The sequence below is a fragment of the Streptomyces sp. NPDC005803 genome, from assembly GCF_040630435.1.
Lineage (GTDB): Bacteria > Actinomycetota > Actinomycetes > Streptomycetales > Streptomycetaceae > Streptomyces.
Window position 1 is genome coordinate 154635 of record NZ_JBEXXO010000001.1, and the last position, 26000, is coordinate 180634.

The 26000-nt window shown below is 70.5% G+C and carries 25 protein-coding genes and 3 pseudogenes; 13 read left to right on the plus strand and 15 right to left on the minus strand.

The window, feature by feature from the left end:
* Window positions 1-360: 360 nt before the first annotated feature.
* Together ABZ454_RS00695 and ABZ454_RS00700 are read right to left on the minus strand one after the other, a co-directional pair.
* Window positions 361-1644: an FG-GAP-like repeat-containing protein gene (locus ABZ454_RS00695; protein WP_359535302.1), complete on the minus strand. Its 1284-nt coding sequence runs from the start codon at window positions 1642-1644 to the stop codon at window positions 361-363.
* A gap of 338 nt (window positions 1645-1982) precedes the next feature.
* Window positions 1983-2684 (minus strand): hypothetical protein, encoded by a 702-nt coding sequence (locus ABZ454_RS00700; protein WP_359535304.1) that lies wholly within the window; start codon window positions 2682-2684, stop codon window positions 1983-1985.
* Between the two features lie 309 nt (window positions 2685-2993).
* Here ABZ454_RS00700 and ABZ454_RS00705 point away from each other — a divergent pair.
* A pseudogene (locus ABZ454_RS00705) lies at window positions 2994-3219 on the plus strand (NUDIX hydrolase); the annotation flags it as partial.
* Window positions 3220-3237: 18 nt separating this feature from the next.
* On the opposite strand, the gene ABZ454_RS00710 reads toward ABZ454_RS00705, so the two are convergent.
* A complete protein-coding gene (locus tag ABZ454_RS00710; protein ID WP_359535306.1) occupies window positions 3238-3711 on the minus strand; it encodes a hypothetical protein in 474 nt (157 codons plus the stop codon).
* 286 nt (window positions 3712-3997) lie between these two features.
* Between ABZ454_RS00710 and ABZ454_RS00715 the strand changes: the two genes are divergently transcribed.
* The 3 genes from ABZ454_RS00715 to ABZ454_RS00725 all read left to right on the plus strand — a co-directional run bounded on the left by ABZ454_RS00715 (window position 3998) and on the right by ABZ454_RS00725 (window position 5908).
* Window positions 3998-4282, plus strand: coding sequence for a hypothetical protein (locus tag ABZ454_RS00715; RefSeq protein WP_359535309.1), 285 nt, complete (start codon window positions 3998-4000; stop codon window positions 4280-4282).
* Window positions 4283-4808: 526 nt separating this feature from the next.
* A complete protein-coding gene (locus ABZ454_RS00720) occupies window positions 4809-5384 on the plus strand; it encodes a hypothetical protein (protein WP_359535311.1) in 576 nt (191 codons plus the stop codon).
* Window positions 5385-5656: 272 nt separating this feature from the next.
* A complete protein-coding gene (locus tag ABZ454_RS00725) occupies window positions 5657-5908 on the plus strand; it encodes a DUF6243 family protein (protein WP_359535313.1) in 252 nt (83 codons plus the stop codon).
* 221 nt (window positions 5909-6129) lie between these two features.
* Here ABZ454_RS00725 and ABZ454_RS00730 read toward each other — a convergent pair whose 3' ends face one another.
* Together ABZ454_RS00730 and ABZ454_RS00735 are read right to left on the minus strand one after the other, a co-directional pair.
* Entirely contained in the window at window positions 6130-8325 is a 2196-nt protein-coding gene (locus ABZ454_RS00730) for a VCBS repeat-containing protein (protein ID WP_359535316.1), read from the minus strand.
* A gap of 137 nt (window positions 8326-8462) precedes the next feature.
* A complete protein-coding gene (locus tag ABZ454_RS00735; protein WP_359535318.1) occupies window positions 8463-10124 on the minus strand; it encodes a serine/threonine-protein kinase in 1662 nt (553 codons plus the stop codon).
* 323 nt (window positions 10125-10447) lie between these two features.
* Here ABZ454_RS00735 and ABZ454_RS00740 point away from each other — a divergent pair, with 323 nt between their 5' ends.
* Both ABZ454_RS00740 and ABZ454_RS00745 read left to right on the plus strand, forming a co-directional pair.
* Window positions 10448-11290, plus strand: a complete 843-nt coding sequence (locus ABZ454_RS00740; protein ID WP_359535321.1) for an EamA family transporter — start codon at window positions 10448-10450, stop codon at window positions 11288-11290.
* A 285-nt stretch (window positions 11291-11575) separates the two neighbouring features.
* Window positions 11576-12409 carry a PIG-L family deacetylase gene (locus ABZ454_RS00745; RefSeq protein ID WP_359535323.1) on the plus strand — a complete coding sequence of 278 codons (834 nt, stop codon included), beginning with the start codon at window positions 11576-11578 and terminating at the stop codon, window positions 12407-12409.
* A 139-nt stretch (window positions 12410-12548) separates the two neighbouring features.
* Here the strand turns inward: ABZ454_RS00745 and ABZ454_RS00750 are convergent, their stop codons facing one another.
* Window positions 12549-13337: an SDR family oxidoreductase gene (locus ABZ454_RS00750; RefSeq protein ID WP_359535326.1), complete on the minus strand. Its 789-nt coding sequence runs from the start codon at window positions 13335-13337 to the stop codon at window positions 12549-12551.
* 99 nt (window positions 13338-13436) lie between these two features.
* On the minus strand, window positions 13437-14351 hold the full coding sequence (locus ABZ454_RS00755; RefSeq protein WP_359535329.1) for an SDR family NAD(P)-dependent oxidoreductase: 915 nt from the start codon (window positions 14349-14351) through the stop codon (window positions 13437-13439).
* 150 nt (window positions 14352-14501) lie between these two features.
* On the opposite strand from ABZ454_RS00755, the gene ABZ454_RS00760 reads away from it, so the two are divergent.
* The 4 genes from ABZ454_RS00760 to ABZ454_RS00775 all read left to right on the plus strand — a co-directional run bounded on the left by ABZ454_RS00760 (window position 14502) and on the right by ABZ454_RS00775 (window position 17562).
* Window positions 14502-15125 carry a TetR family transcriptional regulator gene (locus ABZ454_RS00760; protein WP_359535332.1) on the plus strand — a complete coding sequence of 208 codons (624 nt, stop codon included), beginning with the start codon at window positions 14502-14504 and terminating at the stop codon, window positions 15123-15125.
* Between the two features lie 259 nt (window positions 15126-15384).
* A complete protein-coding gene (locus ABZ454_RS00765; RefSeq protein WP_359535335.1) occupies window positions 15385-15885 on the plus strand; it encodes a hypothetical protein in 501 nt (166 codons plus the stop codon).
* Window positions 15886-16035: 150 nt separating this feature from the next.
* Window positions 16036-16620 carry a TetR/AcrR family transcriptional regulator gene (locus ABZ454_RS00770; RefSeq protein ID WP_359535337.1) on the plus strand — a complete coding sequence of 195 codons (585 nt, stop codon included), beginning with the start codon at window positions 16036-16038 and terminating at the stop codon, window positions 16618-16620.
* A 183-nt stretch (window positions 16621-16803) separates the two neighbouring features.
* On the plus strand, window positions 16804-17562 hold the full coding sequence (locus ABZ454_RS00775; protein WP_359535340.1) for an SDR family oxidoreductase: 759 nt from the start codon (window positions 16804-16806) through the stop codon (window positions 17560-17562).
* 259 nt (window positions 17563-17821) lie between these two features.
* On the opposite strand, the gene ABZ454_RS00780 is transcribed toward ABZ454_RS00775, so the two are convergent.
* From ABZ454_RS00780 to ABZ454_RS00805, 6 genes and pseudogenes are all read right to left on the minus strand, one after another.
* Entirely contained in the window at window positions 17822-18331 is a 510-nt protein-coding gene (locus tag ABZ454_RS00780) for a GNAT family N-acetyltransferase (RefSeq protein WP_359535342.1), read from the minus strand.
* Window positions 18332-18402: 71 nt separating this feature from the next.
* Window positions 18403-19581 carry a DUF6596 domain-containing protein gene (locus tag ABZ454_RS00785; RefSeq protein WP_359535735.1) on the minus strand — a complete coding sequence of 393 codons (1179 nt, stop codon included), beginning with the start codon at window positions 19579-19581 and terminating at the stop codon, window positions 18403-18405.
* An 8-nt stretch (window positions 19582-19589) separates the two neighbouring features.
* Window positions 19590-19997 (minus strand): YciI family protein, encoded by a 408-nt coding sequence (locus ABZ454_RS00790; protein WP_356319313.1) that lies wholly within the window; start codon window positions 19995-19997, stop codon window positions 19590-19592.
* A 262-nt stretch (window positions 19998-20259) separates the two neighbouring features.
* Window positions 20260-20598, minus strand: a complete 339-nt coding sequence (locus ABZ454_RS00795) for a MerR family transcriptional regulator (RefSeq protein ID WP_356319312.1) — start codon at window positions 20596-20598, stop codon at window positions 20260-20262.
* A gap of 581 nt (window positions 20599-21179) precedes the next feature.
* The gene (locus ABZ454_RS00800; protein ID WP_356319311.1) at window positions 21180-21962 is read right to left on the minus strand and encodes a polysaccharide deacetylase family protein; all 783 of its coding nucleotides are present in this window, start codon (window positions 21960-21962) and stop codon (window positions 21180-21182) included.
* Window positions 21963-22179: 217 nt separating this feature from the next.
* Window positions 22180-22329, minus strand: a pseudogene (locus tag ABZ454_RS00805) (SMP-30/gluconolactonase/LRE family protein); the annotation flags it as partial.
* On the opposite strand from ABZ454_RS00805, the pseudogene ABZ454_RS00810 reads away from it, so the two are divergent.
* Window positions 22327-22479: pseudogene (locus ABZ454_RS00810) on the plus strand (Lrp/AsnC family transcriptional regulator); the annotation flags it as partial. The pseudogenes ABZ454_RS00805 and ABZ454_RS00810 overlap by 3 nt on opposite strands.
* A 159-nt stretch (window positions 22480-22638) precedes the next feature.
* Here ABZ454_RS00810 and ABZ454_RS00815 read toward each other — a convergent pair.
* Entirely contained in the window at window positions 22639-23262 is a 624-nt protein-coding gene (locus ABZ454_RS00815; RefSeq protein WP_359535346.1) for an SMI1/KNR4 family protein, read from the minus strand.
* Between the two features lie 176 nt (window positions 23263-23438).
* Here ABZ454_RS00815 and ABZ454_RS00820 point away from each other — a divergent pair, with 176 nt between their 5' ends.
* A complete protein-coding gene (locus tag ABZ454_RS00820; protein ID WP_359535348.1) occupies window positions 23439-24764 on the plus strand; it encodes an ammonium transporter in 1326 nt (441 codons plus the stop codon).
* Window positions 24761-25099: a P-II family nitrogen regulator gene (locus ABZ454_RS00825; RefSeq protein ID WP_356319305.1), complete on the plus strand. Its 339-nt coding sequence runs from the start codon at window positions 24761-24763 to the stop codon at window positions 25097-25099. The genes ABZ454_RS00820 and ABZ454_RS00825 overlap by 4 nt, the downstream gene beginning before the upstream one ends.
* A 30-nt stretch (window positions 25100-25129) precedes the next feature.
* Here ABZ454_RS00825 and ABZ454_RS00830 read toward each other — a convergent pair whose 3' ends face one another.
* Window positions 25130-25864, minus strand: a complete 735-nt coding sequence (locus ABZ454_RS00830) for a dienelactone hydrolase family protein (RefSeq protein ID WP_359535352.1) — start codon at window positions 25862-25864, stop codon at window positions 25130-25132.
* Between the last annotated feature and the right edge of the window lie 136 nt (window positions 25865-26000).

Sequence of the window (26000 nt, forward strand, 5' to 3'; positions counted from 1 at the left end):
GAAGCCTGGGAACGCTCCTTCGACGAACTCGCCCACAGTGCCCGGGCCACTTCGTGGATCTCGCCTACCTGCACCGTCGCCGGCTTTCAGACGTGCCCGCCGCAGGCGGCTCCTGCCCCTGGTGCTACCGGCGGCTACGCGGTTCAGGCACACGGCCTGGTCGACCGGCTCACCCAGGCGGTTCGAGACCCGTGGGGACGCCGGCCAACAGGTCGTCTGCAAGCCGGCGTCCCCGCGAAGTTGCTGCGTGTTCGCTCCTGTGCCCCAAGACGGGCTGACTCGGCGAAGCTTGGATGCCTCGCCGGGTGCCCCGGATATGGCGGTGCCCGATGCTCGTTCGGCTGCGATATCAGTGGTTTCCTACAAGGCGGTTTCGCGGTCGTCCCACTGGTAGTCGCTGACGCGGTTGGTCAGGGTGCCCCGACCCGTGCCTCCGTAGAGGTCGAGGGTGCTACGGCCTTCGCCGAAGAGATCGTTGTGGCCGTCACCGGTAGCGTCGCCGACGGAGAAGAGCGACTGGAACCGCTGCCAGCCGCCCGTACCGATCAAGGTGCGGGTGCCGAACCATCCCTTGCCATTGCCGGGGTAGAGCCAGAGCTTGCCGGCGGTGTCACGGGCGATGAGGTCGTTGGTGGTGTCCTTGTTGAAGGAACCTATGCCGACAAGGGCATTGATGCTGTTCCAGCCCGCGCCGATCTTTGCGCGGGTGCCGAACCACCCCTTGCCGTTGCCCGGGTAAATCCACAGCACCCCGGAGGTGTCGGCTGCGAGCAGGTCGCCCTTGCCGTCGCCGTTGAGGTCACCGGCCGCAGTGACGCGGCGCATACTGTTCCAGCCCGCGCCGATCTTGGCGCGGGTGCCGAACCACCCCTTGCCGTTGCCCGGGTATATCCACAACACGCCAGAGGTATCACGGGCGAGGAGATCCTCCTTACCGTCACCGTTGAGGTCACCGTGCCTGGTGAGCGCGGTCATGGAGTTCCAGCCGGCTCCGATGAGGGTGCCGGTGCCGTCACCGCGGAGGAACCACAGTCGGCCGTCGCGGGAGCGGAACAGCAGGTCGCTCCTGCCGTCGGCGTTGAGGTCGCCGAAGATCCGGGCAGGCCGGGCGTCGTAGTTGCTGCTGTTGTACCACTCCATGTAGTCCAGTCCGGTCAGGCAGCTGTGCAAGGTAGCGCCGAGACGGAACGAGCTGACGTTGTTGGACAGGTGACTGTTGGCGTCGTGGAAGCCGGCCAGGTCCAGGCCCTCATGACTCCCGGTCCACATCAGAACGTCGTGCACGTCGTCGATGTACTGGTAAGACGATCTGGTGTAGACGCAGATGTAATCGGACGCCGTGCGGTTGATGAGGGACGAAGCCTTGTTGTCGAAGGAACCCAGGCTCGGCTTGCTGCCGGAGTACGTTGCCATGGCTCCCGCGCCATACCCTCCGTCGAACAGGCAGATCTTCCCCTTCGGGCAGCGGTCGTAGCCCGATGACGCTGCCGCGGCCGGCGCTGTCACCCCAGCGATTAGGCCGATCGCCGCGGCCGCACTGACGAGAGCGGAGCGGAGCGATATACGCATGGTTGACCCCCCAAGATCAGAGGAGGAAACCATAGCGGTGCGTGCCTTGGCCCTCGTCCGGTTCAGCAGTCTCATTCGCAGGCCGGACGACCTCCGACAGCGACGACATGACCAAGCTCTGCGGCAGCCAGGTTCGCATCATCCCCCTCTGACCGGCCGGCCCGCCCGGAGCACGCGTCGCACCGCCGGCTCTCGTGCCCCATCCGTGCCCGGCAGAGCGGACAACAGTGGTCAGATACGGCTCCCAGAGGCCGGGAGCCGCCACCTGACCAATCCGAATTCGCAGGTCAGAGCCCCTGCAACAACCTAGGAACCGTTGATTCCCAAGCTCAGAGCGCGAGTTCGATGCTCGTCTTCCGCGCCACATGAAGGCCCCAGGCCAGTGGCCCGGGGCTTCTTTGTTATCTAGACCTCTAGAGGTACGGCCCTTCGCGTGCCGTACCGTCGTCGCCAGCCACGGGCTTCGAGTAGGCGAGCATGTACTCAAGCAGCCCCCTACTCAGTGAGCCACCCGGCCGCTGAGCCGTCGCAGCACTCACAATGCGGCTGACGCCCAGGTACAGGAGGCCGTCATCGATGCGGATCATGAGGTGAACGGGCAATACCTCGTCATCGGCGCCCCATTTCCATGTCCGCCCCGTGAGCCGTTCAGTAATCGGTGCCGGTGCCGGGCCGAACAGTCGGACTTCCTCCGAGTTCCACACCTCGCTCCTGTCCGGGCCCCTGTCACCCGCGTCGGTGACGATCACGGTTCCCACCGGACCGATCACGACGGTCGCGCCACCGAACGTGAAACGCTCGGTATCCTCAGCACCACCGACCAGCGCAAACGCCTGCGCCTCGTCGGTCAGCACCCCCAGCGGCATTGCAGGAACCTGATCAACCATGTCTGTATCTTCTCTGGCCGCCACAAGACCGACTGCCAGGCCCGCCAGACCTTCGAGGCGGTCGGCGGGAGAACGAGTACCGCGTTCCCAGGTCCGGCCCGTGACAAGGTGGAGCCGGTCGCCGAGCAGGCGGCGAAAGCGGCGAGCGGCCGGGGGCTCCTCCCAGATGGGGCTTCCGGTCACACACACGACACCACACCGCTCGGCCGTGCTCATGTCGCGGATCACCGGGGATCTGCGTAGCCGGTACGGAGCCTGCTTCTGACGCCACCCGCCAGGTCAGCGCGCCCGCGGGCGGCACCGGCGGTGGCCGTGCCACAACGTGCCAGTAGGAGCGGTAAAGAGCGGACATCACAGGTGCCGATACGACGCTCGGATCCGGTAAGCATCAGCCTGTTCCTGCAGGTCAGGCGTCATATTGGCGCTTGAGCGCCGGGTGATTCCCAAGCTCAGAGCGCGAGTTCGATTCTCGTCACCCGCTCCATGAGAAAGCCCCAGGCCAACGGCCGGGGCTTCTTTGTTGTCTGGACCAGTTCAAAGAACACGGCCAGAGGCATCGTCGCCATGGTCTTCCGGTGCAAGCCCCCCACCCGGGGGCACCGAGCGCACGTCAGCCGAATCCACCGCGGTTGACTGGCTCACGCCGGAGCAGATCACCGAGCGGATGTCCGAGGTCTGCGCGATCCGCCTACTCGATGCCCTGGTTGGTGCCGGCCCCCACGTGCGGAGCCACAACGGCACCCGGCTGAACCACACACAGTGACGTCACGCTTAGGGCGGGTCAGGTGAGAGTCTCCTGCGCCCAGCGGGCAATGCCACCGAGCCTGGCTGCCGCCACCTCGATATCGCCGGTTCGGACCGGCTGCTCGACTTCGTAGTCGTAGCCTTCGAGACCGCACTCCTCCTCGACCATCCGTCCGATGCGATACGCCTCCGCCATGATCGGCAACGCTTCGCTTCCTGGGTAGCGGTAGGGGATGTCGATGTTGGCCGAGTCCCCGCCGTAGTCCAGTTGCAGGTGACCAGCAGGCCCGTCACGCCACAGAGTCAGGCTGTTAGGGAACTCTTCGGTGGTGACCGGGCCGACCTCCCGCAATATCCGCTGCATGAGCCTGTCCCAACCGGCACGATCCTCATCAGTAAGGTTCATGGGCTTGAGGTCGGCATCCGGGTCGTAGGCGGAATTGATCTCCTCCAGGGTCTCGCCGAAAGTGCGTCCCGGGAGCACCCGCAGGAACATGATGTCGTAAGTCACTGCCCGCAGCCTACCTGCCCCCGCTCGCTACTTCCCGGGACCGGACACACTCTGACTCACGCAGCGCGGTAAGAGTTTCTCTACTTCATCAAGAGGGCTCTGACATCCCAAAGCTGACATCAACGACGCCGGACGAAGGCGTACGCCAGCAATTCCGTCCGGCCGTTGTGCCAGTTGCCAGCAGCACCCGGAGCGGGCCCGGATCGAACTCCTGAAGCGGGTGTCGCACCGAAGCAGGAGCCCAGGCGCACGTTGCTACCGGCCGCCCAACAACTACCGTGTCCGCGTGGATGAAGAACCGGTTGTCATCAAGCTCACGCGCGATCAGGCGTTCGTCCTGTCTGACTGGCTCTACCAGGCCATGTTCCAGTCCGACGACCTGAGCGCCATCGTGAAGGACCGCTCGGTCTGGTCTGCGATCTACACCATCTCCGGGACGCTCGACAAGACGCTCAGCGAGATCTTCATGCCCGACTACAGCGAACGCCTGGCCACGGCGAAGCAGCGCCTTCGCGAGGCCATGGGTAGCGAGGAAGAGGAAGCGTCGGCCCAAGCCATATCGGAGGACTGACACGGCCCGCCGAGGTCGCACTACAGCGCACCAGATCGGCACCAGAACAGCCGGCCCACAACGGTCACTGCGAGCTAGACGGAGGCGGTTCAACAGAGCCCCTATGGCCTGGTTGCCGCAGGTCAGTCCGCCGCACACCCCCAAACGGCCGGTGATTCCCAAGCTCAGAGCGCGAGTTCGATTCTCGTCACCCGCTCCATGATGAATGCCTTGGGCAGAGACCAGGGCCTTGTTTGTCGTCTAGACCTGCCGACGGGCGGGTTCGATCCCCGCATGTCCTCAGCGCCACCGACGCGGAACTGCCGTACCACCAGGCTTACGGCACCCGCTGCAGTCTTTACGCCCGGCCGCACTGCCTCCCCAGACCTCAGTCAGAGCCGCCCGGCACCCCGGACATTCAGCCGACACCCCGGTGCGGTTCGGGTGGCCCGCAGAAGGGGTGAGGATGGTGATTCGTGTGAACGCCGGCTTCGGAGATTCCTGAAACCCAAGGGCGGCTCACCTGGCCAGTTCACAGAATGCTGACATGGATATGTCTGAGCCCTACGCAACAACTGTCGCAGCAGTGGCACCCGTGGTCTGGGCAATCGGAACGGTCGAAGTGCACCAGGTGATGAAGCGGGTGTGGACGATACGCGACGAGCGGGATCGCCTGGCGGCGGAGTGTCTCGGCGCCATCGCCGTCGTCGACGACGACGCGGGCCTCGCTCAGGCGCGCAGAGACTGGGAGTCCGTCGGTCGGCAGGACCGGCGTGGTCTGCCTTCGGCCCTTCTCTACTTGGCGTGGGTGTACCTCGGGATCACCATGGTCATGTGCGTGATCGACGCGTTGAACTGGTTGGCCGAGAGTGGCGGGCCGGGTGAGATCAGCGGGGCGGACCCGGCAACAGCAAGGTTCTGCCTGCTGGCCATCGCTGCCGGCCTCGTCTTCATCACTCTTCTGCCCGTGGTGGCGGCCACAACAGAGGCGTTCCGCTCTCTTCGACGGGCCCGCACGAAGCGGCGAGAGTTCGCCACGCGCGAGGCAGAAGCCGTCGCACGCCTTGCTGCCCGACGATCAGCCGAATCGACGATGCCGTCAGCCTCCCCGACATCGCCGTAATGCGTACACAACCATCGCCCTACGCAAAGGGACGGGCGAGATCCTGGACCGGACGGCGTGGGGACGGCGGAAGGCTTGGCCTACGTGGGGGTGGCGAAAGGCTTGGCGTGCGGGGCCGACGGAAGCGGGTACCGTCGTTGTCATGTTCTTCCGGACGCCGATTTACGAGTGAGAGCGTGACGAGCCCCTGCTGACGTCCCTCGACGTCGCCCGGCCGCGCCCGTCCTCCACCGACGACTGCGTAGAGCACTTCAATCATTTCGGGAGAACCCATGACCGTGAGCAAGAACATCAACAACCCCGTGGGCATGGGCGGTGGCCAGCGCAAGAGGCTGTCCCGCGCCGAACGGCAGAACAATGGTCCGCACCGCAACCTCGACCGCAAGGGCGCCGCCGACCAGAAGGCGGAGCTGGTGCGCAAGATGCGCGAGAAGGCGGGCACAGCTGAGGGCGTCGAGACCGCCGGGGCCACCGAGACCGCCGAGGGCGCCGAGCAGACGGGCGACGACACCGCGCAGAGCTGACGTACCGCCCTCTCAGGGGCGGACCGGCGGTTCTCCGTCCGGCACACGTCGTACGGGGACCGTGCCCGGTCGGCGGCCGCTGTGACATCTCCCGTCAGCTCGTCGGCGCAGGCGAGGTGCGCGGTCCCGGTTACCCGCCTCATCGCACGAAGCCCCAGGTCAGTGACCTGGGGCTTCGCCGTTGTTCCTGCCTCTCGACCTCCGGCGTGCCCTTCGCCCGGTCAGAGCAGCGGGTCCAGCCTGGTCAGGTGGGCTCCGGGGGGCTCGGTGTCGGGGAGCGGGGCCTTCCACTGACCCGTGCCGTAGTAGAACCTCATGTACGGGGAGGAGTCGTCGCCCGCGGGGACGGTGACCAGGTCGCTCCAACCGTCGCCGTCGATGTCCCCCGGGCCGACGATCCGGTACCCGCTCCAGCCGCCGCTGATCCGCGTCCGGGGCGCGAACGTGCCGTCGCCCTTGCCGAGGTAGAGCCAGAGCACACCGGATGTGTCGCGGGCGACGAGGTCACCGGCGGGGGCGCCGGCGAGGTTGCCCGTCGCGGTCAGCTGGTTGTAGACGCCCCAGCCGCTGCCGACCCTCGTACGAACGGCGAGGGTGCCGTCGCCCTTGCCGGGGTAGAGCCACAGCACGCCGGTCTTGTCCGTGGCGAGGAGGTCGTTCAGGCCGTCCCCGGTCAGATCGGAGCCGCTGGTGAGCTTGTCGTAGATGTTCCAGCCGCCGCCGACGCGCTTGCGCGGGGTGAGGGTGCCGTCGTCCTTGCCTTCGTACGACCAGAGGACGCCGGCCGTGTCGCGGGCGACGAGTCCGGTGGCGGCGGGGACGATCCGGTCGTACATGTTCCACCCGCCGCCGATCCCGGTCCGGTGCAGCGGCTGGCCGTACGTCAGGTGCCCTAGCTGGCCGACGTCGTACAGGGCCAGGACTCCGGTCGAGGAGCGGCTGAAGATGTCCGGCGAACCGTTGTCGTCGAAGTCGTGCGGGCGGGGCGCGCGGGTGGCGGTGAACGAGCCGGTGCGTTCGATGGCCGGGCCGATGCCGTTGAGGGGCTCGGCGCTCATCGTCCACGTGTACGCGCCCCGGTACGCCGGGAACGTGTCGAGGAAACCGTCCCAGTCCACGCGGAACTCCGTCGTGCCCGTCACGGGCTGCGACGTCATGACGAAGCTCGACGTGCCCGTACGGGTGTGGACCAGCTGGAGAATGACACGCGCGTTGGGCCGGCTGAGAGTCCAGCCGGCCGGTACCTTCCCGTCCGCCTGGTCGAGGTCGATCTCGCCGGACGGCGCCACGGGCTCGGACAGTCCGGTAAGGACGGTGGGGACTCCGGTGGTCGCCAGGAGGGACACGGTCGGCCGACCGCCGTCAGCGCCCGGTGTGATCCGGTACAGCCCCTCGCCGTGCTCGATCGTGCCGCCGGTCGCTATCACACCGCCGTCGGTTCCCGGGACTACCGCGCTGGCGTGCGCGAGGAGGGGTATGGTCTCGTCCGTCGTCAGCGATCGGGCGGTCAACCCGGCCGCAGCGCCCGGGGCGATGAAGGCACCGGGTTCGCTGTACACGGCCCAGTCGCCCGCGAGGCCGAACGTCAGCGTCGAGTAGTTCGCCAACTCCAACCACGTGCTGCGGCTGATCGCCTCCGGGGAGTCCCGCCGGGCCACGGCCAGGACGGACTTCCCCTCGGCATCCCGCTCATGCCAGACCACGTGGGTCCGCGACGCGCTGACGGGATGGATGTAATTCTGGTTGTTCAAAATGGCGTACGTCGCCGTCATCGAGGCCGAGGCCAGGTCCACGACGGCCAACCGCTGCTCCCACTTCCCGTCCGTGCGCTTGAAGCCGTGGAGCAGCAACGTGTCCGGATCGGAATTCGCCTCGCTTATCCACACCGAGGCCTCCGGCAGGCCGGTCACCGTCCGGTCCACGACCCGGCCCTGGTCGTCCTTGTCGAACAGGTGCACCTCCTGCCAGGCACCTCCCTCCGCGCGCTTCGACGCGACGAGCGTGGTCCCTTGGCACCGGATCATTGCGTAGACCCCGCCGAGGTCGTATGTGACCAGTTCCTCGCCCGTAGCCATGTCGAGGAAGGAGCGTGTTCTGCCGGCGGTCCGGACGACGGTGTCCGTGTCCGCGTTCCCCTCGTACGGACCGCCTGGCAGCGGGGTCCGGGTGCCGTCGTACCGCGTCCAGGTGTAGACGTCGGTCTCTCCCTCCTTGTGCCGCGACAGGAAACCCGTGGGCCCGGCGGAGACGGCGACCGTGCCGGGCGGCACGGAGATCACCTCCTGCTGGGTCGCGACGGATGCCGTCCCCACCGGGGCGGCCGCGTGGACCGGCAGGGTGAGGGCGCCGGCCGTCACGGCGAGGGCGACGGCGGCGGCGACGGCGAGGCGCCGACCGGCGGGGTTGAGGTGGTTCAAGGAAGTCCTCCCGGGCGATGCGGTCCTGGTGCCTCCAGGTGCCACGACCAGAGGGACTCGCCACAGCCGTGCGGGGTTGTACGGCTGTTCGAAAGATGCGCGGGTCAGGTGAAGGGAGGGGAGGGTCGTCCCACCGTCTAGGCCGCGCCGCGCCAGATCGTCAGGTCGCCCAGGAGGAAACCGATATCCGGCATCGCGGTCGACTTCGTCGCGATCACGAACAGCGCGATGTCCCCCGAGGCGTCCTTGATGCAGATCTCGCTCCCGTTCGCCGCACCGGCGAGCGGGAGGCGGTGGCTCTTCCCGTGACGGAGCAACGTACGGCACTCGTCGAGCGTGCCGCCCGGCTTGCCGTACAGCTGGACGAACACGCTCGTGTCGCTCTCCAGTTCGCAACCGGCCGACCGGCAGCCGAAACGGATGTCCCCCGTGCGGCCCTTCACCTTCGCATCCGGGTTCTTGAGGTTCACCGAGTTCTTCGTCTGCAGCATGACCAAGGGGTACGGTTCGGGCCGCGGATTCCTGGGTGAGGCCGAGGACGAGGACGAAGCCCCGGCCCTCCCCGCACCGGCGCCCGAAGCTGCCGAATCCGCCGAGTTCGACGGGGCGGAGGGGTCCGACGAGGACCCCCGCGTCGAAGCCGGCGAGGGCGCGGCCGGTCCCGTGGCGGACGCCGACGAGCCGGCCGTGTTCCGGTGCTCGACCCGGCCCTTCACGTCCATCACGACCCAGGCCAGTGCCGATACCAGCAACGCGCCTCCCGCCACACCCACGGCCGTGGTCAGCAGGGTGCGCCGCCTGCGGACCTTTCGCTCCGCGGGCGTCCGCTGCACTTCCCCGGCCGGGGGTCGCCGGTAGCCGATCAGCGGCTGCGGCTGCACCGGGGTGGGTTCGGGCACCGGTGCCGGAACCACGACCTCCGGCCCGCTGATCTCCCGCCACACGGCCGGCGCGCCGCCCCCGTCGGCGTCCGCCCCCAACCGCTGCCGGCACCACTCCAGGACCTCGGCCGCGGTGGCCCGTTCGGCCGGATCGGCGGCCAGGCACCGGGCGAACAGCGGACGCAAGGGCTCGGGCAACAGGGACAGGTCGGGCTCGGAGTGCACGATCCTGTACAGCACGTAGACACCCTGGCCGTCGCCGTAGAGCGGTCTGCCCAGCGCCGCGAACGCCGCCGTCTGCGCAAGGGCGAAGACGTCGGTCGCCGCCGTGACCTCGCCCCCGGAGGCCTGTTCGGGGGCCATGTACGCGGGTGTGCCGAGCGTGTGTCCCGTCGCCGTGTACGAGGTCGCGTCGGCCGCCACCGCGATGCCGAAGTCGATCACGCGCGGCCCGTCGGCGGCCAGCAGCACGTTCGACGGCTTCAGGTCCCGGTGCACGATGCCCTCGGCGTGGATGGCCTGCAACGCCTCGGCCATCCCCGCCATCAGCCACAGCAGGGCAGGCACCGCCAGCGGACCGCGCCGTGCCACGGCCTCCGCCAAGGACGGCCCGGGCACGTACAACGTGGCCAGCCAGGGTGGTGCACCGTCCGCGTCGGCCTCGATCAACTCGGCGGTGTACGCCCCTCGGACGCGCTGAGCCGCGCTGATCTCCCGGCCGAACCGTCGCCGGAAGTCCGGGTCGTCCGCCAGTTCCGGCCGTACGACCTTGATCGCCACGGGCCGGCCACCCGGCGTGTGCGAGAGGTAGACCCGGCCCATGCCGCCCGCGCCCAGCCGGGCGGCGAGCCGGTAGCCACCCACCACCGGCGGGTCGGCCGCCTGAAGTGGCTGGAAGACATCCGTCACATGATTCATCGGCCCGCTCCCCCGTGATGACGCATCGGCCAACGGAAGCAGCCTACGTGGCATGACCATGGAAGGGTGCGGGAGATCAGGAGTCAGCACGGGGACGCACGTCCGGATCATCACCATCCACCTGCCGAAGGCCGGGCCGCTCCCCCGCGTCTTCTTCCCGGGCCGCGCTCGTCCCGGGGGTGCCCTGGGACCTGAACAGCCGGTCCCGACCCTGGCGCCCGAGTCACCCGCCAGGGGCGATCCGGGCAGCCGCACCGCTCACCCCCGTTCCGACCACGGCACTTCGAGGACATCCCTGCCGGCCGATCGGGCAGGGGCCTTCCATGGGTGCTCTTCTCGCGCTGGCGTCTGCGGTCTGCTACGGCCTCGTCGACTTCGCCGGTGGTCTCCTCTCGCGACGGGTCCACTTCGCCGTGGTCACGTTCGTGGGGCAGGTGGGGGGCCTGCTTCTCGCACTCGTGGCCGCGCTGGTGATGTCCGCGGAGTCGGTGCGGGCCGTGGATCTGCTCTGGGGTGCGCTGTCCGGCGCCGGCAGCGGCGTGGCCATGCACTTCCTCAACCGTGGCATGAGTCGTGGGGCCATGAGCGTGGTGATTCCCGTCAGCGCGGTCACCGGGGTGGCGCTGTCCGTTCTGTGTGGGGTGTGGTTCCTGGGCGACCGGCCGACCGCGCCGGCGTGGCTCGGCATCGGCGTCACCCTGCCCGCGTTGTGGCTCGTCGCCGGGGGAGGCGCCCGGCGTGGCGGCCGGGTGTCAGGGGGGCAGGCGTCCACGGACGGCCTGATCGCCAGTGTGGGGGTGGCCGTGCAGTACATCGGCCTTGCCCAGGCCGACCCGGTCAGCGGCCTGTGGCCCGTGGCGGCCGGCCGCCTCGCCGCTGTCGTACTCCTGATGCCCAGCGCTTGGCGCCACGCGAGTCATTTCCGGCAACCGTGGCCGCTGCGGGCGCAGGCCCTCGGAATCGGTGCGGGAGCAGCCGGAGCTCTCGTCCTCTACCTGTGGGCGGTCCAGCAGCAGATGCTGGCCGTCGCCGTCGTACTGGCCTCCCTGTATCCGGCCATCCCCACCGTCCTCGGCCTCACGCTGCTGCACGAGAAGGTCACCCGGGCGCAGATGACGGGCCTGCTGAGCGCCGCCGCCGCCATCGTCCTGCTGTCCCTGGGATGACGCGTGCGCCCGGCTCCCGTCGCCTCTCCGATGTCGTCCGGTGCGCAGACGATGCGGGGGCAGGGCGGCGTCCACGGGCCGAAGGAGCCGCCAGGGAGACCGGACGGCCGAGCCGGGAACAGCCGGTCCGGCCCGCGCGGTTGCATGGGACGAGGGGCCGGCGCCGTGCGGGCGGGGAACGCGAAGACCGCGGGGTCGTCCGTCGCGCCAGGATCCGCGCCCCGGGGTCGCGGTACGTCCACCGCGCACCCGAACCGAGACGTATGTCAGCAGGAGGACTTCTTCATGACCGACCGGCCCCTGACGCTCATGGCCGTACACGCCCACCCCGACGACGAGGCCACCGGGACCGGCGGGGTCCTCGCACGGTACGCGGCGGAAGGCATCCGCACGGTCCTCGTGACATGTACCGACGGCGGTTGCGGTGACGGGGCGGGGGGCGCCAAACCCGGTGACCCCGGCCACGATCCCGCGGCCGTGGCCCGGATGCGCGCGGAGGAACTCCGGGCGAGCTGTGACGTCCTGAAGATCAGCGATCTGGAAGTCCTGGACTACGCCGACTCCGGGATGGCGGGCTGGCCGAGCAACGACGCCCCCGGATCCTTCTGGCAGACCCCCGTGGAGGAGGGCGCTGCCCGGCTCGCGGAGCTCATGCGGCATTACCGGCCCGATGTGGTCGTCACGTACGACGAGAACGGCTTCTACGGTCATCCCGACCACATCCAGGCCCACCGGATCACGATGGCGGCGCTGGAGATGACCTCCCTGACGCCGAAGGTGTACTGGACGACGATGCCCCGCTCGATGATGCAGCGGTTCGGGGAGACCATGCGCGAGTTCCAGGAGGACATGCCCGAGCCGGACCCCGCCGAGGCCGCCGCGCTGGCCGAGATCGGCCTCCCCGACGACGAGATCACCACATGGGTGGACACCACCGCGTACAGCGGGCAGAAGTTCGACGCGCTGGCCGCACACGCCAGTCAGGGCGAGAACATCTTCTTCCTCAAGATGGGCAAGGAGCGGTTCGGCGAACTGATGGGCGTGGAGACTTTCGTACGCGTCAAGGACACCACCGGCACGGCTCTGCCCGAGGACGACCTCTTCGCCGGACTGCGCTGATCCGAACCCGTCCGACGGAGGCCCGGGAAGGGGCTGCCTCCGCTCCGCCGCTTCGGCGGGGCGGGGGCGCGCGGCGCCGGTAAGGAGTGGGCACGGCCCACGCCCGGGCCGTCCGTGACCGAGCCGGCCTACGGGTGGGTCAGCCGAAGATGCGCGGCCCGCGGACGGTGGCGTCGGCGCCGCTGTCGGCGAAGACGACCTGCCCGGTGAGGTGCCGGTTGGCGGGGCTGGTGAGCCAGGCGAGGAGTCCGGCGATGTCCTCCGGGTCGGCGGCACCGTTGAGCGGGGAGGGGACCTGCGCGAAGAGACCCTCACGGCCTTCCGGCGTGTCCAGGTAGGGCGCCGTCATGGGGGTGCGGATGACTCCGGGGCCGACGGCGTTGAGCGGGATGCCGGCGCCTGCCCAGGGGGTGGTGATCGCCTGGGTGCGCACCCATTCGGCGATGGCGCGCTTGCTGCTCGGGTAGATCAGACTCCCCTGCCCGTCGGCGGCGAGGGCTTCGGCCCGGGCGAGGGCGCGGTCCTCGTCGTCCTCGCGCAGGGCGTCGAGGAGCTCGGGGTCGGTGTCCTGGAGGGCGGAGAACGAGCTGACCACGAGAGCGCGGGGCGCGGGCGAGCCGGCCAGCAGCGGCCGCAGGGAGCTGAGGGTGGCGGTGGCGCCGAAGTAGTTGACCTTCGCCGTGAGCGCGGTGGGCAGGGAGACCCCGGCGATGGCGTGGACGGCGTCGATGCCGTGGGGGGCGAGGGCGGACACGCGGTCGGCGAGGGTCGCGCGGGAAGCGGGATCGGCGAGGTCGCAGTCGATGTCGCTGCCGCGCAGGTCGACGCCGATGACGTGGTCGCCCTGGGCGAGGAGGGTGTGGCGGGTGGCGGCTCCGATGCCGGAAGCGGCACCGGTGACGACGTGGGTACGCGGGGTTGTGCTCATGGTGGTTCGGCTCCGGTCAGACGGGGCGGCGGGCCGGTCGGCCCGCCTGTGGGACGGGTCCGGGCCCCGCCCCTGCGCGGGGCGGGGACCGGCGGGTGCTCACGGGACGAGCGCGAACTCCTCGACCATGGAGCCGGGGACGTGGTACCCGCTCTGGTCGCGGACGGTGCCGATGTGTGCGGCGATGTCATCGGCGGTGGCCACCGGTGCGTCCGCAGGGACGTGGAAGCCCTCGGTGACGCCGATGAAGACGCGGGCGTAGCGGCCGCGGGCGATGGAGAACGCCTCGTGCGTGTGGGGGTTGTCCTCGCTGGCCAGGTAGACGGCCATGGCGGTGATCATCTCGGGCTCCCCGTGGGCGGGGGTGGTGGGGATGCCTGCCAGCGTCTCGGGGTTCATCGCGGCGGCCATGCGGCTTTCGGCCGCGGGGAGGATGGTGTTGACCTTGATGCCGTGCGGCGCGCCTTCGAGGGCGACGACGTTGGCCAGGCCGAGGACAGCGCCCTTCGCGGCCGCGTAGTTGGCCTGTTCGGCATTGCCGAAGACCCCGGCGGCCGACGAGGTGAAGACGATGCGGCCGTATCCCTTGTCGCGCATGACCGCGAAGGCGGGCTGGGTGACGTGGAAAGCGCCCTTGACGTGCACGGCGAGCAGGGCGTCGATCGCCTCGGGCGTGAGGTCGGTGAAGGGGGCGTTGCGGATGTTGCCCGCGTTGTTGATCAGGATGTCGACGGTGCCGAAGGCGTCGAGGGCGCTCCGCACGATGGCCTTGCCGCCTTCGGGGGTGGCGACCGAGTCGTAGTTCGCGACGGCCTCACCGCCGGCGGCGGCGATCTCCTTGACGACCTGGTCGGCCATCGCGGCGCCGCCGCCCTTGCCGTCGATGCTGCCGCCGAGGTCGTTGACGACGACCTTCGCGCCGCGGGCTGCCAGGTCGAGGGCGTGAGCACGGCCGAGGCCGCCTCCCGCCCCGGTCACGATCGCGACGCGTCCCTCGAATGAAATCTGGGCCATGGTGGACCACTTCTCTCTGTACCGAACTCGTGTCCCGGGGTCGCCCGGAGCACCCGGCCGCAACGGTATGCCTGGATGGCACAATGTGCCAAGTGTGAGTTACGTGCCACACTGGGACGAGCAGCGCGACAGATGGAGGAGTACGCGAACGTGCCCCACGCCCACGGATCGGCCGACCAGCCGGAAGCGACGCCTGACCTGCGCCAACGTCGCCGGACGGCCATGCAGCGCGAGATCGGTCTGCGCGCCGCCCAGCTCTTCGAGCAGCAGGGTTTCGCGGACACCACCGTCGACCAGATCGCCGCGGAGGCGGGCATCTCCCTGCGCACCTTCTACCGGCACTGTCCGGTCAAGGAAGAGACGCTCACCCCGCTGCTGGTCGAGGGCGTCCACGCCCTCGTCGACGCCCTCTCGCGGCGCCCCAGCACCGAGCCGCTGCCCGAGGCCGCCCGGGCCGCCCTGCTCGCCGGCAGCACCACGTCCGACGAAACGCTCCGCATCGCCCGCGTGATGCTCGCCGAACCGGCACTCAAGGCCCGGTGGCTGGCGGCAGGACGTCGCGCTCAGGACCTGTTGGGCCCCGTCGTCGCCGAACGCCTGGGCCTCGCCCCCGACAGCCTCGCCGCCAAAGCGACGGCAGGCATGCTCATCAACGTGGCCACCACCGCCCTCGAACACTGGGCGCAGCACCCCGAGGGCACCACACTCGGAGAGACCACCGCCGCCGCCTACACCGCGGTCGCGGGCTTCAGCCGCCCCGGCCCCACCCGATGACGCTCACGGAACCGGGTACCCGCCGACGACCGGTCCGCAGGCACACGCCCCACCCGGGTTGACGCCCCCGAACCCCTCCCGAACCGATCACCGGCACCTGCGACAGGGAGCCGCGCCCGGGCGACGCGGGCGGGCGCCCGCGCTTCGGCTCGCCGCGCGGGCGGCAGCGCGGGGGAACCGGCCGGGAACAGGGCGGCGTCTGGCACAGGACGACCCTGTCGTCGACAGAGTCGCCGGACCCCCGAGAGGCAGCTGCCGCATGTTCGTCCTGCTGATGTACGGCGCCATGCTCGCCGTACCGGTCTGGGTCATCGCGGTCGCGGTGAAGCTGATATCGGTCGCCGTCCCGGGGCGCCGACCGGACTGGGCCAGGGACCTTCTGCGGTGGAGCGCGGGCATGGCGGCTGTCGCAGCCGTCCTCGTGTACGCGATCGGGCTCGGCTCGGTCCAGTGGGACGCGAGCGAAGCCGAGTCGGGCGCGGGCTCCTCCCCGGCCGCTCCCTGCCGTTCCCTCCCGCCCGGCACGCTCGACCGGCTCGCCGGGCACGAACCGTCCTACTTCCCCTTGGGCTTCGACTGCCTGCTGGACGGTGGCCGCGCCGTCGAGGGCAGCGGTCCCTACGGTCTGCTGAACGCCCTGGCCGCCGCCTTCGCTCTGGCAGCGGTGCTGTCGCTGCTCGCCGTGGGGTTTCTGGACGAGTTCCGGGCGCGGAGGCAGGCGAAGGCCGGGCAGATGGCTGTTCCGAGGGAAACGGCCTGACCGCGCGACGCCCGGGCTGAACCCACTGAACCGGCTGAACCGGCTGAACCGACTGGGGAATTCGCGGCGGCGTGGCGATGATACGTACCGAACGAGGGTGCGGCGAACGGTTATTGACCGTTCGTTCCACATGCGGCTACGGTCTCCCCTGTGGCCAGGACCAAGGAATTCGATCCGGACGCCGCGCTGCAGTCAGCCCTCGAGCTGTTCTGGCGGTGCGGCTACGAAGCCACGTCGATCGCCGACCTCGTCGAACACCTGGGTATCGGTCGCGCCAGCATCTACGCCACCTTCGGCAACAAGCACGAGCTGTACCTGAAGGCCATGGACCGGTACGCGGAGGGCCACGATCCGCTGCTCCTCACGGAGTTGTCCCAGCCGGGGCCCGCACTGCCCGCCGTGCGGGCGGTGGTACGCCGCTTCGCCTCGGAGGCCGCCTCCCCCGACGGCCGGCTGCACGGCTGCCTGATCACCAACACGGCTGCCGAACGGGCCCCGCACGACCCCGCGGCGGCTCGCCGGGTGGAGGCCAGTTGGGAGCACCTGGAGACGCTGCTGCAGTCCGCGCTCGTCCGGGCAGGAGCCCAGGGCGAGCTGCCCGAGGACCGTGATCCGCGCGCGCTGGCCCGCATGCTGCTCGTCCTGCTGCAGGGCGTACGGGTCGTCGGCAAGGCCTCCAGCGATCCCGCCAGGGTGCGGGACGCGGCCGAGCAGGCACTGACCCTGCTGGACTGAATCACCCGCGCCGAAGCCACCGAGCCGTCGCACATCCTGCCTGAATATTGGACCGGTCGATCAAATATGAGGAGGGTCATGGCCGCCGGGGGAACCACCCACCGCGTCCACACGCGGCACCGACGCGCCTTCACCCTCCTCGACTGCCTCGACTGACCCGCTACGCAAAGGAGTTGCAGAGGAATGGACCGCTTCACCGGCAAGACCGTGCTCGTCACGGGTGCAGGTTCCGGTCTCGGCCGCGCGATCGCGCTCGCCTTCGCCGCCGAGGGCGCGTCCGTGGTCGCCGCGGGTCGTACCGCGGCCACCCTGGACGAGACGGTCGGCCTCGTCGAGGCGGCGGGCGGCACGGCTGCCGCCGTCACGGTCGACGTCACCGACTCCGACCGGCTGCGGGACCTCGTACGCGAGAGTGTCACCCGTTTCGGCGGGCTCGACATCGCGGTCAACAACGCCGGGATACTCCGCGGCTCCGGACCGGTGGGAGACGTGAGCGAGGAGGACTGGGACACGGTGCTGCGGACCAACGTCACAGGCGTCTGGCTGGCCATGAAGCACGAGATCGCGCACATGAAGGACAACGGTGGCGGCGCCATCGTCAACATCGCCTCCAACCTGGGCGCGCACCGCCGAGTCCCGAACGCCGCCGCGTACATCACCTCCAAGGCAGCGGTGTCCGCGCTGACCCGCGCCGCCGCTCTCGACCACATCCACCAGGGCGTCCGCATCAACGCGGTGAGCCCGGGCGCCTCCGCCGCTCCCATGTCCCTGCGGCCCGGCGAGACCGAAGCCGGCCGCACCGAGCGGATGAAGTCGGAGAACCCGCTCGGCCGGGTCGCTGAGGCCGGAGAAGTGGCGGCCGCGGTGCTCTACCTCGCCTCACCCGCAGCCGGAGCGGTCGTCGGCGCCGACCTGGTCGTCGACGGTGGGGCATCCGCCTGACGCCGGACCACGTCGTACGCGCCCCCGGGGGCAGGCCGGGCCTCGCACTCGACCACCATGGGCAGGCCGGACCTCGCACTCGTCCAGCGGATGCAGGCCGGGCCTCGTGTTCCCGGGGCCGACCGTCCGAGGAGTACGGCGAGTGCCGCGGGGACCACGATCGGTCCGGAGCTCATGGGGCCGCCCCGGCTGTCGTGCCACGCCCCGCTCCCCTCCCCGCAGGCCACCCCGGGGTCCGCCCCGGACCACGTCGTCTCCCCTAGCACACGTCCTTGCGCATGAGCGTGCACATGGTTTCGTACCGGCGCAGCGAACCGTCCGGCGCCTCCACGTCCCAGGCGTCCGGCCGGCTGCCGTAGGCCTCGTACCCCAGGCGTTCGTACAGCGCCCGGGCACGGGGATTGCTCTCCTCGACCCCGAGTTCCGCGCGCCCCGGGCCGCGTGACCTGATGCGGTCCTCCGCCGCGCGGATGAGCACGGTACCCAGGCCGCACGACTGGAGCGCCGGGGCCACCGCGAGCTGCCACAGCGTGCCGGAACCGGCCGCGACCTGATAGTCGACGCCGCCGATCGCCACCGGAAGACCCACCGGCGTACAGACCGCCAGGTAGTCCACCTCCCCGGCCGCCGCGCGCTCCAACTCACGGGCCACCTGCACCAGATGGGCCGACGAGCCCGACCAGGCACAGGCCGGCAGATCGGCGGGCGTCAGGTCGCGGACGTGGACGGGGACGACCACCTGGGCCGGCCCGACGGATGAAGGACTCATGCGCCCATCCCAGCAGGGCGAAGGTGATCCGCCCAGTGCTTTTCACCGTGCTTTCGGCGGCCGTGGCGCTGTCAGCGGCGGGCGTTGAGCCGGGCGGCCTGGCGGGTCAGATGTTCGCGCTCGGCGAGGTTGGGTGCCTTGTGGGCCGCCTCGGCGTACAGCCGCGCCGCCGTCTCCAGGTCGCCGTCGTGCTCGTGGAGGTACGCCGCCACCGCGGTGTGGCGGGGCAGCGAGGCGTCCAGCGCGGCGAGCTCCTTGAGGCCGGCGCGCGGTCCGTCGGCCTCGGCGACGGCCACCGCGCGGTTGAGCCGGACGACGGGGTTGTCGGTCAGGCGCGTGAGCTCGTCGTACCACTCGACGATCTGCACCCAGTCGGTCTCCTCGGCGGTGGGCGCGTCGGCGTGGAGCGCCGCGATGGCGGCCTGGGCCTGGAACTCGCCCAACCGGTCGCGGGCGAGAGCCGCCTGGAGGATCACGACGCCCTCGGCGATCGCGTCGGTGTCCCACCGGCCGCGGTCCTGCTCGGCGAGCGGTACGAGACTGCCGTCGGGCGCGGTCCGGGCGGCGCGCCGGGCGTGGTGGAGCAGCATGAGGGCGAGCAGCCCCGCCGCCTCGGGGTGGTCGACCCGGGGTGCGAGCTGCCGGGTGAGCCGGATGGCCTCGGCGGCGAGGTCGACGTCGCCGGAGTAGCCCTCGTTGAAGACCAGGTAGAGGACGCGCAGCACGGTGGCGACGTCGCCGGGCTGGTTGAACCGCACGCCGGACACGGTGCGCTTGGCCCGGGTGATGCGCTGGGCCATCGTCGCCTCGGGCACCAGGTAGGCCTGGGCGATCTGGCGGGTGGTCAGCCCGCCGACGGCGCGCAGCGTGAGCGCGACCGCCGACGACGGGGTCAGGGACGGGTGGGCGCACAGGAAGTAGAGCTGGAGCGTGTCGTCGACGGCGGGAGCGGGCCCGGGCGCCGGCTCCTCGTCGACGCGGTGCTCCCGTCGGCGGCGGGCGGTGTCCGCCCGCGTCGCGTCGAGGAACTTTCGCCAGGCCACGGTGACCAGCCAGCCCTTCGGGTCGCGCACGGGGTCTCCCGTGCGCGAGCCGGGCTCCGAGCCGGCGGTCGGGTCCGCCGGCCGGACGCGCATCGCCTCGACGAGCGCGTCCTGCACCGCGTCCTCGGCCGCCGCGAAGTCGGCTCCGCGGCGGACGAGGATGGCGAGCACGCTCGGGGTGAGGCCGCGCAGCAGAGCCTCGTCCATCGGTGAGGTCACTCCGTGATGGTGGGCGGCGCGGTCAGGAACGGGCGCAGCTCCAGCCACTCGTGGATCGGCTTGCCGCCCGCGCCGGGTGCGGCCGACAGCTCCCCGGCCAGCTCGACGGCGCGCTCGTAGCTGTCGACATCGATGATCATCCACCCGGCGATGAGGTCCTTGGTCTCGGCGAACGGGCCGTCGGTGACCGGCGGGCGCCCCTCACCGTCGTAGCGCACCCACGCGCCCTCGGGGGCCAGGGCCTGACCGTCGACGAACTCGCCCGTCTTCTCCAGCCGGGCCGCGAAGTCGTTCATGTACTGCATGTGCGCCGAGATCTCCTCCGGCGTCCACTGGTCCATCCGTACGTCGTTGACCGAAGCCGGAGCGCCGCGGTAGTGCTTCAGGAGCAAGTACTTGGCCATCGTGTCTCTCCTCGCTGGAGCGACCCTTCGTGGTCGCGTTCAATGCGGGGACGGAGCCGGTCACCGGTTCTCGACATCGCCGTCCGAACTTTTCCGAACTTTCTTCGACGAGCTGGGTGAGGCGTCCCGCGGGGTCCTGGCACAGCGTGGCACGGGGGCCGGGGCTTCGGAGACCGGCATGGCCGGGACGCCGCGTGGACGCCGCGTCCCGGCCGGCGTGCGTGCGCGCTGCCGGGCAGGCGGGTGCTGCCCGGGTGCTGCCTCAGCCCGTGGGCGGAGAGCCCGCCGATGCGGTGGCGCGACGGTATTCGGCGTTGATGCGCTGTGCCTCTTCGAGCTGGTCCTCAAGGATGACGATGCGGCAGGCGGCCTCGATGGGGGTCCCCTGGTCGACTATTTCCCGGGCGCGGGCGGCGATGCGCAGCTGGTAGCGGGAGTAGCGGCGGTGGCCGCCCGCGGAGCGCAGCGGGGTGATGAGGCGGGCTTCACCGAGGGCGCGGAGGAAGCCCTGGGTCGTGCCGAGCATCTCGGCGGCCCGGCCCATCGTGTAGGCGGGGTAGTCGTCGTCATCGAGACGGCCGAACGAATCATCTGCTGTCATTGCACCTCTTCCATGGCACGCGTGGAGGGGCCCTGGTGCCACTGGCACCAAGGCCCCGAAGGAATTGCTACACCATCTGCCGGCCGTCGTGTCGCACCGGCCCTCTGAGTCCGCGGACCCGGCCGGTATACCGGCGGGGGTGCGGGGATCGTGGTTGCTCGACCGGAGACCACCTCACTCTCGATGTCCTGCGGCACCCGAGCGCAGTCGTTCCGCCCGGGCTCTGCTCTCGGCGGCCCCTGTTCACCGCGGGCCGCCCGGTCCGGTCGTCAGCCCCGTCACCGCCCCGACACACATGGCTCCGGAACTCCACCACCGCACCGTCCTGCGAACTGCTGTACCGCGACTACTTCACTGCGGTCGCGGGTCCTGCTGCCGGGCAGTTCATCTCTGCCCGGCCTTCGTCGATCTCGTCTACGAGAAGAACCATACGCAGCACTCGCCGCCATGTCTACTCTCGCCACAGTAGATTTTCGCGTGTCGGGCAGACAGATAGTCGGGCGTGCCACCGAGGGGCACGAGGACGGGGCGGGAACGAGGCCGGGGGCTGGGCCCCGGCGTCCGTGCGGGTGGTCCCCCGCTCACCGCACCGGAAAGCCGAAGGAGTAACCCTGCTGCCTCAGCCAGGGCAGAACCTGGCGCAGGGCGGCCAAGGTCTGGGAGCGGTCCCCGCCCGCGTCGTGGAAGAGGACGGTCGGCCCGTTGGATATCTCGCTCTTGACGGTGGCGACCATGGTGTCGACGCCGGGATGCTCGAAGTCCTTGGTGTCGACGTTCCAGCCCAGCGGCCGCATCCCCCGGGACGCGGCGAGCTGCCGGCTGTACGGGGTGAAGGCACCGCCCGGGGCGCGGTAGTACTGCGGCCGGACACCGCCGGACGCCTTGGTGATCATGCGTTCGGCGTCGAGGATCTGCTGGGACTGGTACGCCTCGGACTTGGTGTCCATGGTGGTGTCGTGCGAGACCGTGTGGTTGCACAGCCGGTGCCCGTCCGCCACGACCGCCTTGACCAGGTCCGGGTACGCCTGGGCCTGCGTGCCCACCATGCAGAACGTGGCCTTCACTCCGTTGTCCTTGAGCAGGCGCAGTACCTGGGGCGTCCAGGTCGGGTCCGGGCCGTCGTCGATGGTGATGTTGACGCCCTTGGCGCCGCGGTCCGAGGCGTGCGCGATGTCGGCCGCCACCTTGGTCACGGTTTGCTCCTGCTGCCGGGCGGCCGGCGTCGAGACGGACGCCTGCGGCTGCTGCCCTCCGGTGGTGCCGGCCTGTGCGGTCCACACCGAGGTGGCCGCGGCCATCGCCGTCACTCCGAGTGCCGCCGCGAGAAGCCTGGCGTGCCATCCCCTTCCCTTGTGCTTCGCCATGTCCGCCCCGCCCCTTTGCTGTCTTCGCCGATGCCCTGCCCCCATCAAGACATGCGAACGCGCGTACTGGCTGCCTCTGTTACCGATCGCAGACAAATCCGCAGGGGACCGGCGACAAACGCGGAGGGCCCGCGACGCACGGGGGGTGCCAGGGCCACCCGCCGGCCGGTCCGGCAACCGGATCGCCTGTCCGGCAGTCACCTCTCAAAAGGCAGTCACGGATGAAATCGGCCCGGGTGTCGGAGACGAACGGCTGCTGCTCGTCAGCCGAGAAGACCAGCCCGTTCGGTGCTCCGAAACAATCGGCCACCAGGCGCACTTCGCCGGTGAGTGGATCGACGCGGTAGACGTTGTTGGAGCCGATCTCGCCCGGCGGACCACGGCCGTCGTGGACCCGTCGGCACTGGGGTACGGCGTGCTGGCGTACGTGACGGTGGACTCCACCCGCTGGATGGGCGATACGGCACAGGAGTTCGCGGCGCTGCCCGAGATCGTGGAAGCTCATATCGTCGCCGGCCGGGACGGCGCAGTACGGGTTCGGCGGGTCTCCTCGATACACGTCGTCAGCCGATGGCGTGGGGGCGCTACCCGGAGAAGAGACCGGATTCCGGAGTAATCGCGGCTGGTCACACAGCCGTTGGCGGCCCACCGGCGTCGCGGCCCGGCCTGCGGCCGGTCACCGCGCCCCCGGCGGGAGCCCGGCCTCCCCGTCCCGGCCCTCGAAGCTCGTGAAGAAGTGCCTGTCGAAGTAGCGCGCGGTGGAGCAGGGATGCCGCCGGTCGGTGAGCAGACGGTGGATGAACTCCGCGGTCGAGCCGTCGAACCGGTGGCGGTCCGCGTAGTCCTCCCCCATGACGAGGATGGGCCACCGCTCGGGGTCGTCGCCCTCGGTGAGCCAGGAGAACGAGGTGCGCCCCTCCGTGCTCCCCCACTGCAACAAGCCGCCCGGCGCCGGGTGGAGGCCGTACGGCTCCCACCACCGGCCGCCGTCCTCCGCCGCCGCGCGAGCCCAGAACTCGTTGAACGTGACGAGGTCCAGGCTGCCGGGCGGGCCGTCGGGGAGCAGGAGGCCGAGGTAGTCGTCGAAATCGCCGTACCCGAACCGCTCGACCAGCTCCTTGTAGTCACCGGGCAGCGCCGTGCCGAGCCGGGTCTCGACCGCCGCCCAGTCGACCGCGGGGGCCCTGCGGTCGTCCGTCCAGCCCGTGACGGCGACGACCCGGTCCACCCAGGACGGCTCCGTCGCCGGGCGCGCCGGGGGTGCGGTCCGCCCGGGCGCGTTCGACTCCCGTTCTTCCATGCCCGGGAGTCAACCACGTGGTGCCCGCCACACGGACGGGCATCGTCCACGCCGTGAGACTTCGGCAACACCCGTGCAATGAAATGCGCCGGAAACATCCAGGTCCCTCCGACGAAACGCGCACCGGTCACGCTCACTGTCGCCCGCACCGCACACGCCCCGAGGAGGACTCCCCCGTGACCCCCGTGACCGTGGCCGCGGCCGGCATCGACACAGGTGACACCGCCTGGCTGCTCGCCGCCACCGCACTCGTCCTGCTGATGACACCCGGGCTGGCGCTCTTCTACGGCGGCATGGTCCGGACGAAGAACGTACTCAACATGCTGATGATGAGCTTCGTCTCGATCGCGCTCGTCACCGTCGTCTGGCTGCTCGCCGGGTACTCGCTGGCCTTCGGCGACGACGCGTTCGGCGGGCTCGTCGGGGATCTGGGGCACGTCGGCCTGGCCGGCATCGGGCCCGACAGCGTGACCGGCAGCGTGCCGACCCTGCTGTTCACCACCTTCCAGCTGACCTTCGCGATCGTCACCGCGGCGCTGATCAGCGGAGCGATCGCGGACCGTACGAAGTTCGCCGCCTGGCTGGTCATCGTGCCGGTGTGGACGCTGCTCGTCTACGCCCCCGTCGCGCACTGGGTCTGGGGTCCGGGCGGCTGGATCAAGGACTCGCTGGGCGCGCTGGACTTCGCCGGCGGGCTCGTCGTGGAGATCGCGTCCGGGGCGTCCGGGCTGGCGCTCGCGCTCGTCGTGGGGCCGCGCATCGGGTTCAAGAAGGACGCGATGCGCCCGCACAACCTGCCCATGGTGATGCTCGGCGCCGGACTGCTCTGGTTCGGCTGGCTCGGCTTCAACGGCGGCTCCGCCCTCGGCGCCAACGGCCTGGCGGCCGCCTCCGTCCTCAACACCCTGGTCGCCGGCTGCACGGGGCTGCTCGGCTGGCTCTTCGTCGAGCAGAAGCGCGACGGCCACCCCACCACGTTCGGCGCGGCCTCGGGCGCGGTCGCCGGGCTGGTCGCCATCACTCCGGCCTGCGGCACCGTGGGCATCCTGGGCGGCGCCGCCGTCGGGCTCACCGCCGGCGTCGTCTGCTCGTACGCGGTCGCGTGGAAGTTCCGCTTCGGCTACGACGACTCCCTGGACGTGGTCGGCGTGCACTTCGTCGGCGGCATCGTCGGCACCCTGCTCATCGGCCTGTTCGCCACGGCCACCATGACCGGTGGCGCGGACGGGCTGTTGTACGGGGGCGGGTTCGGCCAGCTCGCCCGGCAGGCCGTCGCCGTACTGGCCGTGGCGGCGTACACGTTCCTCGTGACGTACGGGATCGGCAAGGCCGTCGACCGGTTCATGGGTCTGCGGGCCTCCGCGGACGAGGAGCTCACCGGCCTGGACCAGACACTGCACGCGGAGAGCGCCTACGATCACGGCGCCCTGGGTCACGGCGCTCCGCAGGCCGCGACCGCCCGGCCCACGCCGCTCTCCAAGGACAGGAACCCCTCGCCATGAAGCTCATCACCGCCGTCGTCAGACCGCACCGCCTCGACGAGGTGAAGACCGCGCTGCGGGAACTGGGCGTGCACGGCCTCACCGTCACCGAAGCCAGCGGCTACGGGCGGCAGCACGGCCACACCGAGGTGTACCGGGGCGCCGAGTACCGGGTCGACCTGGTCCCCAAGGTGCGGATCGAGGTCGTCGTCGCGGACCCGGAGGCCGAACCGGTCGTCGACGCGATCGTGCGCGCCGCCCGCACCGACCGCATCGGCGACGGCAAGGTGTGGGTGCAGTCGGTCGACACGGTGGTGCGGGTCCGCACGGGCGAGCGCGGACCGGACGCGCTGTAGGCACTCCGTCCCGCGCTCCGGGCGGAGCCCTCACTTCCTGCTCAGGGTGCGGTCGAGGAGCGGGAGCAGGCGGTCCCAGTGCCGCTGGAGGCCGGAGGGGCTGAAGGCGTCGGTGTCGGACATGGTGAAGCCGTGGAGGGTGCCGGGGTAGATCTCGGAGGTGTAGTCGGCCCCCGACGCGTCCAGGGTCCGGTTGAGCGCGGCGAGGGCCTCGGGCGTCAGGTCGCCTTCGGCGTGCCCGAGGTGGACCTCCGCGGTCAGTTCGGCGAGGTGGTCGGTCACGTCGGCGGTCAGGGGGCCGTGGAACGCGGCGACGGCGGCCACCCGGCCGGGGTGGGCCACGGCGGTGCGCATCGCCACGAGACCGCCGATGCAGTAGCCGGTCACCGCGACCGGGCCGGCCCCGGCCTCGGGCCGGCCGGTGAGGAAGCTGAGGTAGGCGTCGGCGTCGCGCAGGGTGCGTTCGGCGGTGTGCGCCTCGATCAGGGGCATCAGCCGGGCGAACACCGCGGGCCGGGCCTCCGCCCCGATGAACTCGGGAAGTTCGATCACCGGTGTCGGGCCGTGCCGGTAGAAGATGTTGGGGACGAGCACGTAGTACCCGTGCCCGGCCAGTTCGCGGGCCATGTCCCGCAGCACGGGCCGGATGCCGAAGCCGTCCGGGTACATCAGCACCCCTGGGTGCCGCTCACCGCCGTCGGGGAAGGCGGCGAAGGCGTCGGCCTCGCCGTCCGCGGTGGGAATGCGCAGGGTCGTGGTGGGCATCGAGTTCTCCTGGTGTGAGAGATGTGTCCGGACCATGGTCCACACGACAGGAGGCGGAGCCCGCGCGGCGACCGGCAGGGGGCCGGAACCGGCCCGTACGGCCGCGGTCGGCGGTGCGCCGGGTCGCCGGTCCGGG